Source organism: Dactylosporangium sp. NPDC006015 (assembly GCF_040614215.1).
Classification (GTDB): domain Bacteria; phylum Actinomycetota; class Actinomycetes; order Mycobacteriales; family Micromonosporaceae; genus Dactylosporangium; species Dactylosporangium maewongense.
Map to the genome: position 1 here is coordinate 145382 of NZ_JBEXUD010000025.1, position 18722 is coordinate 164103.

13 protein-coding genes are annotated in these 18722 nt (G+C 71.7%); 4 read left to right on the top strand and 9 right to left on the bottom strand.

Annotated elements, in window-relative coordinates; all coding sequences use genetic code 11:
* Positions 1 to 184: 184 nt before the first annotated feature.
* The 5 genes from ABZ321_RS35405 to ABZ321_RS35425 all read right to left on the bottom strand — a co-directional run bounded on the left by ABZ321_RS35405 (position 185) and on the right by ABZ321_RS35425 (position 6839).
* Entirely contained in the window at positions 185 to 1021 is an 837-nt protein-coding gene (locus tag ABZ321_RS35405) for a hypothetical protein (protein WP_354899513.1), read from the bottom strand.
* 171 nt (positions 1022 to 1192) lie between these two features.
* On the bottom strand, positions 1193 to 1717 hold the full coding sequence (locus tag ABZ321_RS35410) for an isochorismatase family protein (RefSeq protein WP_354899516.1): 525 nt from the start codon (positions 1715 to 1717) through the stop codon (positions 1193 to 1195).
* Between the two features lie 54 nt (positions 1718 to 1771).
* Positions 1772 to 1897: a hypothetical protein gene (locus ABZ321_RS35415; RefSeq protein WP_344511143.1), complete on the bottom strand. Its 126-nt coding sequence runs from the start codon at positions 1895 to 1897 to the stop codon at positions 1772 to 1774.
* Positions 1898 to 2059: 162 nt separating this feature from the next.
* On the bottom strand, positions 2060 to 3364 hold the full coding sequence (locus ABZ321_RS35420; protein ID WP_354899519.1) for a hypothetical protein: 1305 nt from the start codon (positions 3362 to 3364) through the stop codon (positions 2060 to 2062).
* Between the two features lie 97 nt (positions 3365 to 3461).
* Positions 3462 to 6839, bottom strand: coding sequence for a ThuA domain-containing protein (locus ABZ321_RS35425; protein WP_354899521.1), 3378 nt, complete (start codon positions 6837 to 6839; stop codon positions 3462 to 3464).
* Positions 6840 to 7884: 1045 nt separating this feature from the next.
* Here ABZ321_RS35425 and ABZ321_RS35430 point away from each other — a divergent pair.
* Complete coding sequence (locus tag ABZ321_RS35430) at positions 7885 to 9984, top strand: ThuA domain-containing protein (RefSeq protein ID WP_354899524.1); 2100 nt, start codon at positions 7885 to 7887, stop codon at positions 9982 to 9984.
* Between the two features lie 66 nt (positions 9985 to 10050).
* Here the strand turns inward: ABZ321_RS35430 and ABZ321_RS35435 are convergent, their stop codons facing one another.
* Positions 10051 to 10524, bottom strand: a complete 474-nt coding sequence (locus tag ABZ321_RS35435; RefSeq protein ID WP_344511135.1) for a MarR family transcriptional regulator — start codon at positions 10522 to 10524, stop codon at positions 10051 to 10053.
* Positions 10525 to 10595: 71 nt separating this feature from the next.
* On the opposite strand from ABZ321_RS35435, the gene ABZ321_RS35440 reads away from it, so the two are divergent.
* The 3 genes from ABZ321_RS35440 to ABZ321_RS35450 all read left to right on the top strand — a co-directional run bounded on the left by ABZ321_RS35440 (position 10596) and on the right by ABZ321_RS35450 (position 14536).
* Complete coding sequence (locus ABZ321_RS35440) at positions 10596 to 11492, top strand: ABC transporter ATP-binding protein (protein ID WP_344511133.1); 897 nt, start codon at positions 10596 to 10598, stop codon at positions 11490 to 11492.
* Complete coding sequence (locus ABZ321_RS35445) at positions 11489 to 13096, top strand: ABC transporter permease (protein WP_354899528.1); 1608 nt, start codon at positions 11489 to 11491, stop codon at positions 13094 to 13096. The genes ABZ321_RS35440 and ABZ321_RS35445 overlap by 4 nt, the downstream gene beginning before the upstream one ends.
* A 186-nt stretch (positions 13097 to 13282) precedes the next feature.
* Positions 13283 to 14536 (top strand): methyl-accepting chemotaxis protein, encoded by a 1254-nt coding sequence (locus tag ABZ321_RS35450; protein WP_354899531.1) that lies wholly within the window; start codon positions 13283 to 13285, stop codon positions 14534 to 14536.
* Positions 14537 to 14750: 214 nt separating this feature from the next.
* Here ABZ321_RS35450 and ABZ321_RS35455 read toward each other — a convergent pair whose 3' ends face one another.
* The 3 genes from ABZ321_RS35455 to ABZ321_RS35465 form a co-directional block, all read right to left on the bottom strand.
* Positions 14751 to 16256, bottom strand: a complete 1506-nt coding sequence (locus ABZ321_RS35455) for a hypothetical protein (protein ID WP_354899534.1) — start codon at positions 16254 to 16256, stop codon at positions 14751 to 14753.
* Between the two features lie 122 nt (positions 16257 to 16378).
* A complete protein-coding gene (locus ABZ321_RS35460) occupies positions 16379 to 16819 on the bottom strand; it encodes a S26 family signal peptidase (protein WP_354899537.1) in 441 nt (146 codons plus the stop codon).
* The coding region (locus ABZ321_RS35465) for an ABC transporter ATP-binding protein (protein WP_354899540.1) at positions 16816 to 18722 on the bottom strand (1907 nt) is incomplete at its 5' end. The genes ABZ321_RS35465 and ABZ321_RS35460, both read right to left, overlap by 4 nt.

Consider the following 18722-nt stretch of genomic DNA (forward strand, 5'->3'; position numbering starts at 1 on the left):
GCAACGAACCGGGCATCTCTGGTTGAATGTCGTGACGTAACCTCGCGTCACCGCTCCAATGTTAGCCCGGAAGCAGCGACTCGGTCCGTGACGGATGCGGCTGCGCTGGGACCGCCTCGCGCTGCCGGCACCAGTTGGCCCAGGCCTACCCGGCCCAGGACCAGCTCAGGTTGAGCCACCCGCATTAAGGAGCCGGCCTCTGATCGCCTCGACCGCCCGGCGGGTAGCGGTCGTCCAGCCAGCGCAGCATCCGCTGGCCGGGCAGAAACTGATGGTAGGTGCCATCCAGCAGGCCGACCGCCCGGGCCTCCTCCACATCGATCTTGCGGAGGACACGCGCGCTGTTCTCTGCGGCGCCGAACTCACCGCGGCGGGGCTTCGACGGCCAGTCAGGCCGATGGTAAATCTCCGGGTCGCGCGGAAATCGGTCGAGCAACCGCTCGTCGTTGCCGATGATCGGCCACCGTCCGGACTCGATCGAGTCGCCCAACTTGTACATCGGAAACGGCACGACCTTGTCGGTGGACGCCGGCACCCGTGGCACGGGAACGACCGTCTCGAAGAACCCGATCGCCAGACCGAACGCATTCTTGGCGACGATCACACCGATGCGATAACCACCCGCCGGAATCGGCGCAGCCACCACGTCGCCGAGCCGTGTGCGCTTGAGCCTGCGCGCTACCGAAACCTTGGCCCGGACCTCTGTCTCCGGCGCCACATCCGCGTATTCGATGCCCGATTCCCGCAAGGCGGAGGTCAGCCGCCGCCCGACCTCACCCGTGAAGCCGGGGCTCTCCGGGTCCAGGTCCGAGCCGATCACCGCCTCCAGCCCACTGGCCGCGGCCGCGAATGCGGCATCGTTCAGATCCCCGACGCGGGACACGCCGGCCGTCGCCTTGATGTTCGCGGTGAACCGCAGCCGCAACACGTCCACCTCGCCGATGCTGGCCAGCTCGAGGATCTCCATCACCTCCCTGACGGTCGGCGGCCTCCCGATCTCCTCGGCGAACTCCGCTGCCATCTCACGAAAATGCTCGGCCGATCCAAACATCAGCACTCCGACGGTTCAGCACGCGTCGTGCGTCGTCAACATGCAGGAACAGTACTCAGGCCGGCTTTCCTCGTTACCTGTCGTCGTCAGGCGAGGGCGGCGACCTGGTCGGTATGGCTGGATTGAGGACAAAAACGATGGTTAGACGCGCCACAGATGGTCGAGGAGGTACGCGGTGTCGTGGACCTCGCCGAACCGCGGCAGGGTGACGGTGAGCGCGTGTTCGTGCTCGGCCGCGGTCAGCCCGCTCATCGCGTCGGCGGCGAAGACGACCTCGAAGCCGTGGTCGGCGGCGGCCCGGGCGGTCGACTCGACCCCCATGGTGGTGGCGATCCCCGCCATGACGACGGTGTCGATGCCGCGCTCGCGCAGCCGGTCGGCGAGGCCGGTGCCGTAGAAGGCGCCGATGGTGCGCTTCACGATGACGACGTCGCCGTCCTGCGGCTCCATCTCCGGCACGAAGCCGCTGCCCGGCGGCTGCTCCGTGACGTTCGGCCGCTCGACGCGGACCAGGACGACGGTGCCACCCGCCTTGCGCGCCGCCGTGGCGAGGTCGGCGGACCGGGCCACGACGTCCGCGCCGCGGTGCGGGCCCAGGTCCCGCTCGACGATGCGCGGCATCAGGTCCACGACGATCAGGGCGGTGCTCGATGCGGCGGACGTCATGTCCGGAAGCCTATCCGGCGCCGGCGGACGGCGAAGCCGACCGTGGCACAGGGGTCAGTGGCGGAACGAGGCGGCGATGTCGCGCAGCTCGCCGGCCATGGTGGCGAGGCTCGCCGCGGAGCGCTGCGCCGAGGCGGCCTCCGTGGTCGTGGCGGAGGCGTTGGCGGCGACGGCGGTCATGGTGTGCGCGACAACGTGAGAGGACGACTGAATCGTCGTACCTCTCGGCAGCTCCCCCGCGGCGCGGCAAGGTTCTTGCCGCAGGTCACACGCGGGCTGCGGGAAGACGACCAAAGGCCGTCCCCGGGCGGCAGCGCCGGGGACGGCCTCGGGCCGGGCGGGTCAGCCGCGCAGGGCCGCCATCCCTGCGGCGCTGATCCTGGCGAACCTCAGCGACTGGCCGGGGTCGCCGTTACCGCCGGGGGCGTTGTCCTGCTCGTAGTTCGAGTTGTGGAAGCCCTTGGCGCCGATGTTGCTGTAGAACCCCTTGTAGTTGATGTCGCTACGGGGGTCGCCGAACGGGATCCACGAGTAGCCGTCACCCACGCCGGGGGCCTGGCCGGTGGCGTCGCCGTCCTTGGCGTGGAACAGCGGGTACCGCTTGGTCTGCTTGGCGACCTGGGCGGTCGGGTCGAAGATGTCCTCGACGCGCTTGCCCTCCCAGTCGTAGCGCCAGCGGTGCTGGTGCTGAGCGACGTGGGCCCAGTAGACGTCCATCTCGATGACGACGAGGTCGGGGTTGGTGACGTCGAGGTAGTGCTGCATGAGCCGCTTGCCCGACTCGCCGCGGACCTGGGTCGGCGCGATCGGCTCACCGGTGATGCGGTGCTGCGTGACGGTGACCAGCGGGCCGTCCTGCAGGAAGTTGTACGCCGGCGAGTGGTTGTGGGTGTACATCTGGATGCCCCACTGCCCCACGCTGATCTCGTTGAGCGCCGACCACTTCTCGCCCGCGAGGGTCCACGGCTCGATGTTGCGGTTGTTGGCGCTCGTCGGGTCGCTGCCCGTGCCCATGAACGGCATGCCGAGGATCGCCGCGAACTCCAGCTCGGCCTGCAGCCGGTTGTAGTCCTGGGCGGTCATCGCGCCGCCGGCGCTGCCCGGGCCGTTCCAGGTGTTCGGGACGAACCCGTGGTTGCCGATCGCCTCCAGGCCGAAGGCGTCGAGGTAGCCACGCAGGGTGCGGGCGTACGCGAGGTAGGCCGCCCGGGCCTCCGGGGTGGTGACACCGCCCGGCGCCGGGTTCGGCGCGGCGCCGCCCGGGTTCGAGGCGTGCTGGCCGTAGCCGGCGAACTCGATCTGCTTGAAGCCCGCCTTGGCCAGGAACTCGAACAGCTCCAGCCAGCCGCCCGGCAGCGGCACCAGCGGGCCGAGGTCGGTCGGGTCCTGGGGGAAGTTGGGGCCGCCCAGGTAGCCCATCGTCGGCGCCACACCCAGCGCGGCGCTCGCCGCGATGCCGATCCGGGTCGGGACGTCACGCTGGCTGTACGTGATGGTGCCGAGCTTCCCGCCGGGGATGAGCCGGCCGTTGGCCGCGCTCGCCGCCGTGGCGGAGAAGACGGAGGCCGGGCCGAGCGGGCTGAACGCGGCGGCCGCAGTGAGGCCGGCGCCGGCCAGTAACCGGCGGCGGTTGATCTTTCCGGACATGTGTTGCTCCTTCTGCTGGTAGTGCGGGTGCTTCAGACCGGGGCAGGGTGCGGAGCACTGCGGGGGGTGGCGCACCCCGCCCCGGTGGGTGGTGGAGCTAGGGCGCGCTCACGCCCTGACCGCCGAACTCCACCCAGTTGAGGTTGAAGAAGTTGTTCGTCGGCCCGCCCGTGACGGGACGGAACACCAGGTAGATCCGGTGTGCGCCGCCCGGGTCGGTGATCGGGAAGGTCTGGCTGGCGAACGTGTTGGCGTTCGCGGTGGGCGCGATCGTGACCGTGGTCAGGACCGGTCCGGTGAGCGAGTCCAGGCGGACCTCGACGGATCCGGTACCGGCCGCCCCGCTGCCACCCGACGTGCGGAACGTCAGCGAGTTGATGTTCTTCAGGTCGACCGTGCCGTTGAGGGCGATCCAGTCACCGCTGCCGAGGCTGCCGCGTTGCAGGCCGCCGCCGGTGTCGGTGGTCGCCGCCGTGTTCGTGCCGGACTGGTCGACGGCGAACTCGAGCTCCTGCTTCTTCTGCCGGATGGTCGTCTGCGCGACCGTGGTCAGCGCCGGGATGCCGCCGGGACCGCCCTTGTCCGTGTACGAGACACTGATCACGCCGAACACGTTGCCGCCATGCGAGACGTCCTCCTCGAACGTCGGCAGCGTCCCGGAACAGCCGTTCGCGGTCGACTCGGCGTGGCCGTGGCTGTCGTGCCCGAGCACGAACGTCACCTCGACCCGGGAGCAGTCGATCGCACCGTCCTGCGGGTCGGTGACCGTGACGTTGAACGGGATGTTGTCGCCGAAGGCGAACAGTCCGCCCTCGATCGGCACGTTGACCTTGACCGTCGGTGAGGTGTTGCCGACGGTGATCGTCGTGTTCGCCGAGGCCGTCTTGCCGCTGGAGTCCGTGACGGTCAGCCGGGCCGTGTACACCCCGTTGGTGGTGTAGGTGAACGACGGGTTGGGGTCGACGGAGTCGGTCGTGCCGTTGCCGTCGAAGTCCCAGGCGAACTTGATGGAGTCGGCCGGGTCCGGGTCGTTCGAGCCCTCGCTGGAGAACGCGACGGTCAGCGGCCCGACGCCGTCGGTCGGGCTGGCCGACAGCTTCGCGACCGGTGCCCGGGTGCCCTTCACGTAGCTGAACTTCACCAGCGCGGCGTCGGGGTTGATGTTGAAGAAGCCGTCACCGTAGGTCAGCAGGTAGAAGTTGCCGTCCTTGCCCCACATCATGTCCATGGGGTTGTCGCACAGGAACGGCCGCGCGGGCGTGGTCGGTCCGGCGCCACAGCTGAGCAGATCGTTGATCTTGAAGACCTGCCCGGACGAGTCCAGGCGGATCTCCCGCAGGTAGTCACGGGTGAACTCGCCAAAGAAGATGGACTGGTCGTAGTACGCCGGGAACTTCGTCGGGTTGGGGTTGTTCGCGTCGTAGTCGTACTTGGCCGCGCCGTGCGGGCCGACGCCGCCGGTGCCGAGCTCCGGGAACAGCTGCGGGCACTTCCCGGGCGGGGACTGCATGTAGTACGCCGCACAGGGCGTGCCGAGCGGGTTGGCCGCGTTGTTGTCCTGGAACGAGTACCACATGTCAGGCGTCGCGATCGGCGGCGCGTACGTCAGGCCGGTGTTCCACCGGGACGTGTTGGCCGGGCCGCGCTCCGGGTTGTTGCACTCGAACGCCTGGGCCGGGGTGTCCAGCGGCGTCGAGGTGTTGAAGTTCCACCGGTAGTACGGCAGGGACGGCGAGTAGCACAGCGGCCAGCCGTAGTTGGCCGGCTTCCGCACGATCTCCATCCGGCCGGTGCCCGCGGGACCGCGGTTCACCTGCGGCGTCGAGGAGTCGGGCGAGTAGTCGGTGACGTAGGCGACGCCGTTCTTGTCCACGGTGATGCGGAACGGGTTGCGGAAGCCCATGGCGTAGATCTCGGGCCGGGTCTTGCCGCCGCCCTCCTCGTTGCCGGTGAACAGGTTGCCGGTCGGGATGGTGTACGAGCCGTCACCCTGGACCTTGATGCGCAGGACCTTGCCACGCAGGTCGTTGGTGTTCATCGCCGAGCGACGGGCGTCGACGTACGGGGCGTTGTACTGCCCGGTCGTGGTGAGCATGTCGTTGAACGGCGCGAAGCCACCGGAGTTGCCGCCACCCGCAGGGGTGTCGTCGCCGGTCACCATCCACAGGTTGTTGTCCTTGTCGAAGGTGATGTCACCGGCCACGTGGCAGCAGGCCCCGCGGTCGACCGGCACCTTCATGATCTTCTGCTCGGACGCCACGTCGAGGGTCGGGGTCGGCCCGTCGACGAACTTGAACCGGGACAGCTGGAAGTAGCCCTTCCACGGGTCCCAGACGCTGGGGTCCGCGCCGGTGGTCGGCGAGTTCGCGGTCGGCGTCGTCTGCGGGTACGGCGCTTCCTGGGTCAGCGGCGAGTAGTACACGTAGACCCAGTGGTTGTTGGCGAAGTCGTTGTCGATCGCCGGGCCGTACATGCCGTCCTCGCTGGCCATGTACACGGGGATCTGCGCCAGCAGGTGGGTGGTGTTGGTCGCCGGGTCGTGCAGGCGGACGCCGCCACGGCGGTCGGTCTGCACGACGCGGCCGTCGGGCAGCACGTCGAAGCCGATCGGCTCACTGACGTTCGGCGGCGCGGCGATGTAGTCCATCTGGTAGTTCGCCAGCACGGTCGCGCCACAGTCGCCGTCGGTCTGGCCGGCAGCCCACTGGATCGCGCCACCGAGGTGCGCCCGCAGGTCGGGCGTGGCGAAGCTCGCCGGCGTGTCGCCGAGCCCGGTGTAGAACGAGCGGCCGCCCTGGTAGTCCTTGCACCAGGTGATCGGGTGGTCGTACCCCATCGTGCCGCCGGTGTAGGTGTTCTCATCGACGGTCGCGAGCACGTGCGAGAAGCCCCGCACGTTGGACGTGAAGTTGTACCACTGATCCGTGCGGTCCCAGCGCTCGGGCAGGTTCGCCGACGCCGGGTGCACGCGGTCCGCCACCTTGACGGTGGCCTTCGTGACGCCCGACGAGCCGGCCGCCCTGGTGCCGAGGACATCGGTGAGGAACTGCCAGTCCGGCTCGGTCTCGATCGCCGAGTGGATGCCGACGAAGCCGCCGCCGTCACGGTAGTACGACTCGAACGCGGCCTGCTGCGTCGCGTCGAGCACGTCGCCGGCGGTGTTGAGGAAGACGACCACCCGGAACTGCTTGAGGTGAGGCTCGTCGAACTTCCTGGCGTCGTCGGTCTCCTCGACGGTGAACCGGAGCTGCTTGCCCAGCTCCTTGAGCGCGTTGACGCCGGCCGAGGTCGACGCGTGTTTCGCGCCGACCGACTTGGTGAATGCCAGAACCTTGTACTGGATGCCATTGCTGTTCGGTTGAGGCGCGGCGACCGCCGGGGCGGACGCCGACACCGTCCCGACCAACGTGGATGCGACGAGCGCTAGCAGGCCAGCGTACGCAGTGGTGACGCGACGGCCCGGAGCTCTGGTCATGGGACCTCCTCCGCAGGGTGCAGGGCGAACGGACCGTCGGAGGCCGCGGCGGGGTGGCGCCGCGAGCGGACGACGTCCGTTCGGGTGACGGGTGTGGTGGTGCAGCACGCCCGGAGGGAGGCGTACGGGGTGTGTGTCGAACCGCAGTGGTGTGACCGAGCTGCGCGTCAGTGCTCGCCGGGATCCCGCTCAGCGGGGCGAGCGACTGGCTCGGTCAACCTGTTGGCGACACCGTATAACTCGACTCTGTCAAAAAGAAAGAGCTAATCAAGCAAAAGTTCGGTTTGGATGGTCGTAACTTTTAATCGTGCTTACAAAAGTTCCTTTCGGCCACCAGCCTCCCGGAGGCACTCTTGGCGGTCTTGAGATTGCCCCTATTCGAAGGAGCGGAACGCGAGCGATTCGCGTTACACGTCGCTCCGGCGGGCCGTCGAATCGGCCGTGACATGCGGCGGATCGCCATATGGCAGCTGACGATCAGGCTTTCTGCACTGCCGCGGGCGCACCGAACACGGCGACACCTGCGAATGCGGCGTGAGGACAAAAATTCACTTTCGCTGAGATGAACGAAAGTTGGTTCGTAAAACATCGAAGCTCTGGACATCCTGAGCGGAAGGCTCTTACTGTGTCGGCCACGGGGCAGCACTGTTTCAACGATGTGAACGAGCCGGGGAGGTGGTCCGCTTGCACTTCAGCTCTGACACCCACCACGCAGCACACCGCAGCCGGCTCGATCCGTGCCTGCACCCGCCGCGATGACCTGCGCACCGTGACCGTCGAGCAACGCTGACCCCACGGCCGTCCTCACGGACGCGCCGCCGGGACCACCGTTGCCATCGACGCATGCACACGTGCCGGCGACGCACGCGGCGATACAGAAGCTCTCCGGCATCGCTGCCCAGAGGGTCCGGCTGTGGGTGCGCTCCACAGCCGGAGGCGGCGAAGTCGGAGTGGTTGGCCGGTGCGGCCGGAGGGACGGGACCCTTCCGGCCGCATCGGAGACCCGTTCGTTCGCCTTTCCTGTTCCTGAACCGGAAGGAAGACCATGCCCAGCCAAACCACCTCCGGCCGAGCCCGCCCAGACGCCCGCCGGCACCTGTTACGGTGCCTGGTCGCCGCCGTGCCCGTCGCGTCCATGACCGTCGGGTCGCTCGTCATCGCCACCCCGGCATGGGCCGCGCCGACGAGCGCGCCGGCCACACTCACCCCGGCCACCCCCAGCGGCACCAACAACTACTACCGCGGCCCGGTCACGCTGAACCTGTCCGCGACCGACGCGGCCAACGGCGTCCAGCGCCTGGAGTACCGGCTCGGCAACACGGCACCGTTCCAGACCGCGGTATCCGCGACCGGTCCGTTCCCCGCGAGCCTGAGCGGCTCCGTGCAGATCACCCAGCAGGGCACCACCACGGTCGGGTACCGCGCCGTCGGCGGCGACGGCTCGGCCGAGGCCGTCCGCACGATCACGGTCCGGGTCGACACCGTCGCCCCGGTGGTCAGCTGGCCCGGCATCGTCGACGGGCACGTCGGCCACACCGCCACGCTGATCCCGACCCGCACCGATCCCGCGCCGGGCTCCGGCGGCGTCTTCATCCACCGGATGTGGATCGACCAGACCGAGACGACCCCGCTGCCCGTCGCCACCTCCACCCTGGCCACCGGAGCGCACACGATCAGAGTGGTGGCCAGCGACGCCGCCGGCAACGCGGCGCACTTCGAGCAGACCTTCGTGGTGACCACGTCGTTCGCCGAACTCGACACCCTGATCGGCGGCTACGTCACCGCCGGCGCGATCGGCGCGGACCTCGGCGCCGACCTGCGGGCCAAGCTGACGGAGGCGGCGGGCCTCGCGGAGGCGGGCAACGTCAACCAGGCGAAGCGGGCCCTCAACCAGTTCGTCGCCGCCGCGCAGGACGCATCGGTCTCCGCCGCGGCCCGGGACACGCTCGTCGGCGACGCCCGCTACCTGCAGGACAAGCTCGCCGGGAAGCTCCCGGCCGAGCCGGCGACCGGTATGACCGTCACGCCGGCCATCGGGCCGAACCCGATCGCGCCGGCGACGCCGCTCGCGGCCTCGACGAACTTCCCCGGCGCCACCTACCGGGTGCTGTACTTCTCGGCCACCAAGGGCTTCCGCCACGACCACATCGCCGACACCGCCCTGCTCGTCCAGCAGTGGGGTCAGCAGCACGGCTTCGACGTCGACATCTGGGACCCGCGGCTGGCCCCGGCGTCGCTGTCGAGCACGCCGTTCACCTCCGCCGCCGACCTGGCGAAGTACAAGACGGTCATCTTCGGCTCCCCGGTGGACGGGACCAACCCCAACAGCGCACCGGCGTCCGACGCGCTCAACGCCGCCGAGCTGGCCGCGTTCCAGGGGTACATCCAGGCCGGCGGCGGCTTCGTCGGGCTGCACGGCGCGTCCGACGCGATCCACAACGTGGCCTGGTACCGCGACCTGGTCGGGGCGTGGTTCACCAACCACCCGGGCGGGCAGAACGGCGAGGGCACCTGCGGCAGCTGCATCAACGTGCAGGTCAACACCGAGGACCCGACGAACCCGGCCACGGCGCACCTGCCGAAGACCTGGCTCACCATCGACGAGCTGTACAACTTCGACCACAACCCGCGGGCCGAGGTGCACACGCTGCTGAGCCTCGAGGAGTCGACGTACCGCCGGAGCCTCAACAGCGGCAACGCCGCGAACGTCCCGATGGCGCTGATGGGTGGCGACCACCCGATCGCGTGGTGCCAGAACTACGACGGCGGCCGCGCCTTCTCGCTCATCCTCGGCCACGACCGCGCGCAGTACTACCGTGAGGACTTCACCAGGATCCTGCTGGCGGGCATCAACTGGACGGCCGGGCAGAGCGAGGCGAACTGCTCGACCTTCCGGCAGACCCGCACGCTGATCACCGCCGGCGCCGCCGGTGGCACCCTGGACCCGGAGTCCGCCGCGGCGGTCACCGCGCTCCTCGACGAGGCACAGGCCGCGTACCTGCGGCTGGACTACAACGCCGCGGGCACCTCACTCAACAAGATCATCGCGCTGGCCGGCTCCCCCGCCGCCGGCACCGACGCGGCGCGTGGCGAGCTCGACCGCCAGGCCCGCCAGCTGCGGGACTGGATGAAGTCCCTGAAGTAGCTCCCGCACCCGACCGACCTGCCGCCGGCTCCCCAACGGGCCGGCGGCAGGTCCGTCTCCGGGCACTCAGTCCGCCTTGGCCGCCTTCTCCGCGGCCCACTGGTCGAGCAGGGCCGGCAGCCGGTCCTGCACCCAGGTGTAGAAGTCATGCATCCCGGCGAGCCGGGCGCCGGCGGTGGTGCCGGGTCCGCCCGCCGCGGCCGCGCCCACGTCGGCGGCGTCGGCGAGGGTCTTCAGCAGGGTCATCTTGGCGACCGTCACCTCATACCAGGAATCGTCGACGAGCCGGTAGCGGTCGCGACGGTCGCCGGGGACGTGCTCGCGGGCCACCATCGAGATCTGCGACAGGTAGCGCACGGCGCCGGAGATCGCGGCGGCGCTGACACCCAGGCGGTCGGCCAGCTCGCCGGCGGTCAGCGACCGCTCGTCGGCGGCCATGAGCGTGAAGACGACCCGGCCGGCCATGCGCGGGAAGCCCCAGTCGCCGAGCAGCCTGGCCATGTCCTCCACGAAGGCCCGTAACGCCGCCTCATCTCGCATGTGGGATTCCATCCGTCAATTGTCCAACACGAACTTTCACACTTGTGTGAAATGAGTGTAGCGTCTGAAGCATGGAAAACTCCATTGAGGTCGCCGGACTGATCAAGCGGTTCGGCCAGACCACCGCGCTGGACGGCCTCGATCTGACCGTCGCGCAGGGCGAGGTGCACGGGTTCCTCGGTCCCAACGGGGCAGGCAAGACCACCACCATCCGGATCCTGCTCGGCCTGCAGCGCGCCGACGGCGGCACCGCGCGGCTGCTCGGCGGCGACCCGTGGCACGACGCCGTCTCGCTGCACCGGCGGCTGGCGTACGTGCCGGGCGACGTCACCCTGTGGCCCAACCTCTCCGGCGGCGAGGTCATCGACCTGCTGGGCCGGCTGCGCGGCGGGGTGAACCGGGCCCGCCGCGACGAGCTGCTCGAGCGCTTCGACCTCGACCCCCGTAAGAAGGGCCGCGCCTACTCCAAGGGCAACCGGCAGAAGGTCGGCCTCATCGCCGCGCTCGCCTCCGACGTCGAGCTGCTGCTGCTCGACGAGCCCACCTCCGGCCTGGACCCGTTGATGGAGGAGGTGTTTCGGCAGGTCGTCGCCGAGGAGACCGAGCAGCGCGGCCGCACCGTGCTGCTGTCCAGCCACATCCTGTCGGAGGTCGAGGCGCTCTGCGACCGGGTCAGCATCATCCGCCAGGGCCGCACCGTCGAGACCGGCACCCTGACGCAGCTGCGGCACCTGACGCGCACGTCCATCTCCGCCGAGCTGAGCACCCCGCCCAACGGCCTCGCCGATCTGGCCGGCGTCCACGACCTGCACGTGCGCGACCACCAGGTGCGGCTCCAGGTCGACTCGGCGCAACTCGACACCGTGCTGCGCCAGCTGACCTCGCACGGCGTGCGCAGCCTCGTCAGCCAGCCGCCGACGCTCGAGGAGCTCTTCCTGCGTCACTACGAGACGGAGCCGTCGAAATGAGCGCGTTCACCGGCACCGGCGCCCTCGCCCGCCTCATCGTCCGCCGCGACCGGGTGCTGCTGCCGATCTGGATGCTGCTGCTGGGCCTGCTGCCGCTGTCCCTCGCGTCCGGCACCGCGCAGCTCTACCCGACCGACGCCGGGCGGCAGGGCTACATCGACAACCTCGCCGGCAACCCGATGCTGCTGCTGTTCTACGGGACGAAGCCGGACAACGCGAGCCTCGGGGCGCTGATCTACTGGCGGTCCGCGACCGGCATGGTGATCATGGCGCTGATCGGGGTGCTGTTCGTCATCCGGCACACCCGGGTCGAGGAGGAGGCCGGGCGCCGCGAGCTGCTCGGCGCGACCGTCGTCGGCCGCCATGCCCCGGTCGCCGCGGCGCTGGCCACCATCTCCTGCGCGAGCGTGCTCGTCGGCGCGCTCGTCACGCTCGGCATGATCAGCCAGCACACGCCGGCCGGCGGCGCCGCCGCCATGGGACTGGCCTGGGCGGGCGCCGGCATCCTCTTCGGCGCCGTCGGCGCGGCCGCCGCGCAGCTCAGCGAGGGCGCGGGCGCGGCCCGGGGCATCGGCGTCGCCATTGTCGGCGTCGCGTTCGGGGTGCGGGGCGCCGGCGACGTCGCCGGCGGTGGTCTGTCATGGCTGTCGTGGGTCTCGCCGCTCGGCTGGATCTACCACGTGCGCGCCTATGCCGGCGACCACTGGTGGGTGTTCGCGGTCATCGCCGCCGCCGTGCTCGCCGTCACCGCGCTCGCGCTGCGCCTGTCGGCCCGCCGCGACGTCGGCGCCGGGCTGCTGCCCCCGAAGCTCGGCCCGGCGTCGGCCGGACCCGGGCTCGCCAGCCCGCTGGCGCTCGCGTGGCGGCTGCACCGCGGCTCCCTGTACGGCTGGCTGATCGGCCTCGGGATCGTCGGCGGGCTGCTCTTCGGCGGCGTCGCGAAGACCTCGGGGGATCTGCTGGCCGACAACGAGCAGCTCAAGCAGATCATGGAGCGCCTCGGCGGCGCGTCCGGCGCCGGCGACGTGTTCATCGCCGGCTCGCTCGGCCTCGGCGCGATCGCGGTCGCCGCCTACGGCATCTCCGCGGCGCTGCGGATGCGCACCGAGGAGGCGGCGCTGCGCAGCGAGGCCCTGCTGGCCACCGGCGTGAGCCGGCTGCGGTGGGCCGCGTCGCACCTCGTCTTCGCGTTCCTCGGCCCGACGCTCGTGATGGTCGTGACCGGTCTCGCCGCCGGGCTCCTCTACGGCACGGCGACCGGCGCCGTCGGGCGGGAGCTCCCCCGCGTCCTGGCCGGGGCGCTGGTCCAGCTGCCCGCGATCTGGCTCCTCGCCGCGCTCACCGTGGCGGTCTTCGGCCTGGCGCCCCGCCGCGCCCCGGCGATCGGCTGGGCGGCGCTGTCGCTGTGCGTGATCCTGGGGCAGGTCGGCGCCGCGCTGCAGCTGAGCCAGGCGCTGCTGGACGTCTCCCCCTTCACCCACATCCCCCACGTCCCGGGCGGGCCGGTCGCCGCGGCGCCGCTGCTGGTCCTGACCGCGATCACCGTCGCCCTGGTCGTCGCCGGCCTGGCCGGCTTCCGCCGCCGCGACGTCCCCATCACCTGAGCGGCCCGTCCTCCCGCAGCACACGCCTGCCCCGGCTCCACCGCGATCGAGCGGCGCCCGGGGCAGGACGCCCGGCGGCACCGCCGTACCCCGGCCGGATCCACGAACGAAGCGGCGCATTCGGCCTCAACTCCGCGCGGTGGTCGCCGATGGGGAACTGTGTCCCCATCGTCACCAGAGCCGGCCGTGAAACGACCCGAGCGCCGCTGGTGGCGCACGATCGTGTTCGAGCTGACCGCCCGGACGGTGGTCGCGGCGGTGCTCCCGCTCGCCATCACGCTGATCTGGCTGGGTCTGGACTCCGGCGACACCACCTACCGGCACGTCGCCCTGGTCGTGGCCGGCGTCGTGGCGGTGCTGCTCGCCGAGGCGGTGCACGCGGCACGGCGGCTCGCCCGCCGGATGCGCCGCGCCATGTCCGCGCTCGACGCGCTCGCCAACGGCCGTCTCGACCTGGAGCTGCCGATCGCGCGGGACGACGAGATGGGCTGGATCGCGGGCACCATCAACCAGGCCACCGAGGGCATGCGCACGCTCATGACCGGCATCGCACAGCAGGCGCACAACCTGCGCGACGCCGCCGACGACCTGGCCACGAACGCCTCGACGGTCACCCGCCACACCGCGGAGACCGCCCAGCAGGCGGTGCTGCTGTCCGGTTCCATCGACGACGTCACCGCCAACATGCGCGGCCTGCTGTCCGGGGCCGACGCGGTGCGGACCAGCATCGACGCGATCGCCGAGCGGGCCGGCAACGCCGGGCGGGTGGCGCAGCAGGGCGTCACGACGGCCGCCGACACCCAGGTCAGCGTGACCCGGCTGGGCACGTCCAGCGCCGAGATCAGCGGCGTGGTCGCGTTCATCAACGGTGTCGCCGCCCAGACGAACCTGCTCGCGCTCAACGCCACCATCGAGGCGGCCAGGGCCGGCGCGAGCGGCAAGGGCTTCGCGGTGGTCGCCGACGAGGTGAAGGGCCTCGCCCAGCAGACCGCCGAGGCCACCGGCAGCATCGACGCGCAGGTGGCGGCCATCCGCACCGACGCGGAGGCCACCGCGACGGCGCTCGGCTCGATCACGAAGGTCATCCACGAGATCACCGGCCATCAGGCGGACATCACCGCGGCGGTGGACGACCAGCGCACCGTCACGGCCGAGATGACCCGGCGGGTCCACGACACCGGCGACACCACCCAGGCGCTGACGTCGACCATCAACGACCTGGCCGCAGCCGCCAGCCGCTCCACCGACGGCACCCGGCAGGTCGCCAACTCCGTCGCCGCGCTGGCCTCGATCGCCGCCAACCTCAGCTCGCTGACGTCCGCCTACGAGGCGGTGGCGGTCACCCGGATCGGCGCCGGTGCCTACGTACCGCCGCCACCACCATCCACAGTGGACTCGACGGCCTCGGCTGCCGGTTCACCGCCCTCTGGACTGTTCTGAGCCCCGATCCGCGCTCAGCCCGCAGCACCACACAGGCCAGGCGCCCGGACGGTTCCGGACACCTGGCCTGTGTGCACGACGACCCGTGGTCGAAACGGGGACGGGGCGGAAGGTTCGTGAGCCGCCCGCTCTGCCGGGCCGGAGCCTCCTCCGGCTCTCTGAGCTACCGCCGTGCCACGTCAGCCTCGTCGATCGCGCCGGTGGGCGCAAGGCGTTATCGCCGCTGTGTCTGTCCGGAGAACACGCCGGTCTCCCGCAGGAGCCCGGCCAGCAGCGGCGACGACACCGTCACTCCGTGCACCAGATCCCGGGCCGGCGCCGGCAGCTCGGTCATGCCCTGACGGTACGGCTGCGTCCAGCCGGTGGCCTCCGGATCCACCCCGTGCCGGCGGCACGCCTGCCGCACCAGGTCGGCGTCGCACGAGTCGTCACCGAGCACGACGTCCCACGGCACCGGCAGGTCCGCCCACACCTGCACGTCCGCGTGCTGGTCGCGGCCCTCCAGCCGGTGCCAGGCCGCCACGTCGGCCGCCACCAGCGCGGGCACCTTGCCCGGGCAGCTCGCCTCGATGACGTCGTCGTACCCGAGTCCGCGCGTCAGATTCAGCCAGCCGGTGCGGGCCTGGTTGAACGCCCGGGACGCGCTGTTCCACGTCGACGAGTCGTCGCCGGCCCGCATGATCATGTGGGTGGGGTCGCGGCGCACGTCGTAGGCGCGCCGCAGTGCCCGCGCCGACGCGGCGAGCTGCTCGTAGTACAGGCCCATCAGCCGGCCGCACTGCGTGTCGTCGAGCCGGTCCAGCACGGACCACCGCGTCAGCACCGACGCCAGCACCCACGGCCGGCAGGCCGGGCTCGACAGCGCGGCCGCAAGCAGCTGCTCGGCGAGGGTGTCCATGGGCCGGGCCTGGCGCCCCGACGTGAACAGGGTCCGCATGTTCAGCCGCGCCACGTAGTACGCGGTGAACGCGGCGGTGGCCGGGCACGCGACGAAGTCCTCCTCGGTGACGAGGTACGCCAGCCGCGCCTTGCCGAACGCCACCGACGCCTCGCGGTCCCGTTCGGCGGCCAGCACCTCGGTGCGCTGCTGCAGGTGCAGCACGGCCCGCACCGCCCGGCGGTACGTGCGCACCGACACCCCAGGGAGCAGCTCCCGGCGGGTGGCGGCGGCCATCCGGTCCCGGGCGTCGGCGTGCCCGCCCCGGTCGCCCCGCGCCCCGGCCGGCTTGCGCAGCCGGTAGTAGGTGCCGCCCGCCCACGAGATCGGCACCGGACGGCGCGGGACCGTCCGGCGGGCCGGCCAGGGATCCTCGTCGGGGAGGCCGAACAGCGTCAGGGCCGACCCGAGCCACAGGCGCAGCGCCGCCGGCTCGGCCGGGTCCGCTGCCACCGGTGCCGGTCGCGCCGCGGCGAGCGCGACGGCGTCCACCGCGACCTTGGCCGTCTCGTACGCCCTGGCCAGCCCCGGATGATGCCGCCACGTCGTCGGCATCGACGACCCGACCGGCCCGGTCCACACCGCCGGCCCGTCCTGCGCCACCACCAGCTGACGCGCCCGCTGGTACCGCATCATCGAATACAGGTCCCGGCAGCCCACCGCGCTCAGCCACCGCTGCGCGCCGAGCTCCACGATGTCCACCGCCACGTCCTGCGGCGACCGCCGCTCACGAATCCCGGCGTACAGGCGACGCAGGACGGCTTCTTCCGAACGCTGCTCCACGATGACCACCCAGCCCCGTCGTCGCGACGGCCCGGTGGGCGATCGCCCCCGGACGCCGGTCAACCGGAGACCAGCCGCACAGTATCGGCCCGCACGATCGGTGCCGTCCAACCAATTCCGTCCTACGGTGCGCCCAGGCGGCGGATGACGACGCCGAGGAGGCGGTCGGTGGTGAAGTAGCCGGAGCGGCGGGAGTCGTGGGACACGACGGGGTTGTCGCCCAGCAGGACCACGCGGTCGGGAGGGACGTGGTTGCCCGGGACGGTGCGCAGGGCGGGCACGGTGTCGCGCGGGATGGGGTCGCCGGGGGCGGCGGCCACGCGCTTGACGATCCACGCGGGTCGCTGGGGTGCCGGTGGGGGTGGGGGCGAGGCCGTGAAGACCACCACCTGGCCGGTGCGCAGCGCTGCCGGTGGGATCCGGCGGACCAGGAGGCGTTCGCCCGGGCGGTACGTGGGCAGCATGCTGGGGCCGTCGACGGTGACCGTCAGGTAGCGCCGGCGCAGCCACCACACGGCGCCGAGGGCGGCCAGCACCGCCGTGGCGAGCGGGAGCCACATCATCCGTGCACCCTGAAGGGCTCAGCGGGCTCGGCGGGCACGGTGTCGCGGTAGCCGGCCGCCTGGCGGGCGAAGAGCCGCGCGTAGCCACCGTCCGCGGCGACCAGTTCGGCGTGGGTGCCTTCCTCGGCCACGACGCCGTCGGCCAGGACCACGATCCGGTCGGCGTCGCGGACCGCGCCGAGCCGGTGCGACACGACCAGGCTGGTCCGGCCGGTCCGCAGGGTGCGCAGGTGGGTGTGCACCTGGTGCTCCGCCTCGGGGTCCAGGCCGGCGCTCGGCTCGTCCAGGATCAGCAGGTCCCGGTCGCGGCGCAGGAACGCCCGGGCCAGCGCCACCCGCTGCCACTGGCCGCCGGACAGCAGCACGCCGGTGGAGGACCCGGCGCCCTCCGGGTCGGCGTCGAAGGCGCGGCTCAGCATCGTCCGGTACCCGCGGGGCAGCGCGGACAGGGCGTCGTGCACCCCGGCCTCCCGGGCCGCGTCGGCGACGCGCCGCGGGTCGGCGGCGGCGGACAGGTCGCCGACCGCGATGTTCTCGGTGGCGGTCAGCTCATAGGACACGAAGTCCTGGAAGACCGCGCCGATCCTGGCCCGCAGCTGCGCCGGCGGCACGTCCCGGATGTCCACGCCGTCCCAGCGGATCTCGCCGCGGGTCGGGTCGTAGAACCGGCACAGCAGCTTCACCAGGGTGCTCTTGCCACCGCCGTTGCGCCCGACCAGGGCGACCGTCTGCCCGCACGGGATGGTCAGGTTCAGCCCGCGCAGCACCCACGGGTGGTCGGGACTGTAGCGGAACCACACGTCGCGCAGCTCGATCCCCCGGCGCAGCGGCGGCAGCGGCCGGGGTGACGCCGGCACCGGCAGGTCGGGCTCGGCGGTGACCACCGCGACGTAGTGATGGAACGTCAACAGGTGCTCGTAGGCCATCACCCCGGCCGAGACGACCGTGCCCAGGGACGCCTGTACGCCGGCCATCGCGGCCACGAACATCGACACGTCACCCACGCCGAGCCGGCCGTCGCCGGCGGCGAGGATCGCCCACACCAGGCCGGCCCCGGCCACCACGGCCGAGCTGCCCGCCAGCCCGCCCTGGACCAGCAGCTCGCGGCGGTCCATGCGGCGCCGGGCCGCGTCGGCGGTGCGCTGCTCGTCGAGCATCCGGCCGCGCAGGAAGCCGCCGAGGTCGAAGAGCCGGATCTCCTTGGCGGCGTCCACGGTGGACAGCAGGTTGGAGTAGAACAGGCCGCGCCGCTCCACGGGCCCGATCCGCCACAGCATGCCGGTCCGCTGGCGCGACAGGCGCAGCTCGATGAGCAGCGCCGGCACGGCCGAGGCGAGGACGACGCCGGTGAACGCCGGGCTGATCAGGGCCAGCGAGCCGACGAACCCGGCGACCGTCAGCCCGCTGCGGACTCCCGCCAGCGCGGTGTCCACGAGCCGCCCGGGGTTGGCCGCGCTGAGCACGCCCAGCCGCAGCCGGTCGAGGAACGCCGGGCTCTCGAAGCGGGCCAGCCCGGGAAGGCTCGACACCGCGGCGAAGAGCTCGTCCTTGCCGCGCAGCGCGGCCCGCCGGTCCACCTCGCTGCGGAGGTACTCCGCGGCCCGCACGGCGACGGCGAGGGCGGCACCGGCGGCGGCCAGGGCCAGCGCCAGGCTGAGCAGCCCGGCGGCCGCGCCGGCCCGGCCCGGCCCGGCGACCCGGTCCAGCACCTCCCGGGTGAGCCAGGCCATCGCGACCGGGGCCGCCGCGGTGACCACGGTCGCGGCGACGTACCCGAGGACGTGGCCGCGGGCCGCGCGCCAGACCATGCCGGCCACCGGTACCCCCACCACCAGCGACTCCGAGCGCACCAGCCGGGACAGGAAGGCGATGTAGCCGGCGAGGAACGCGCCGAGCAGCGTGG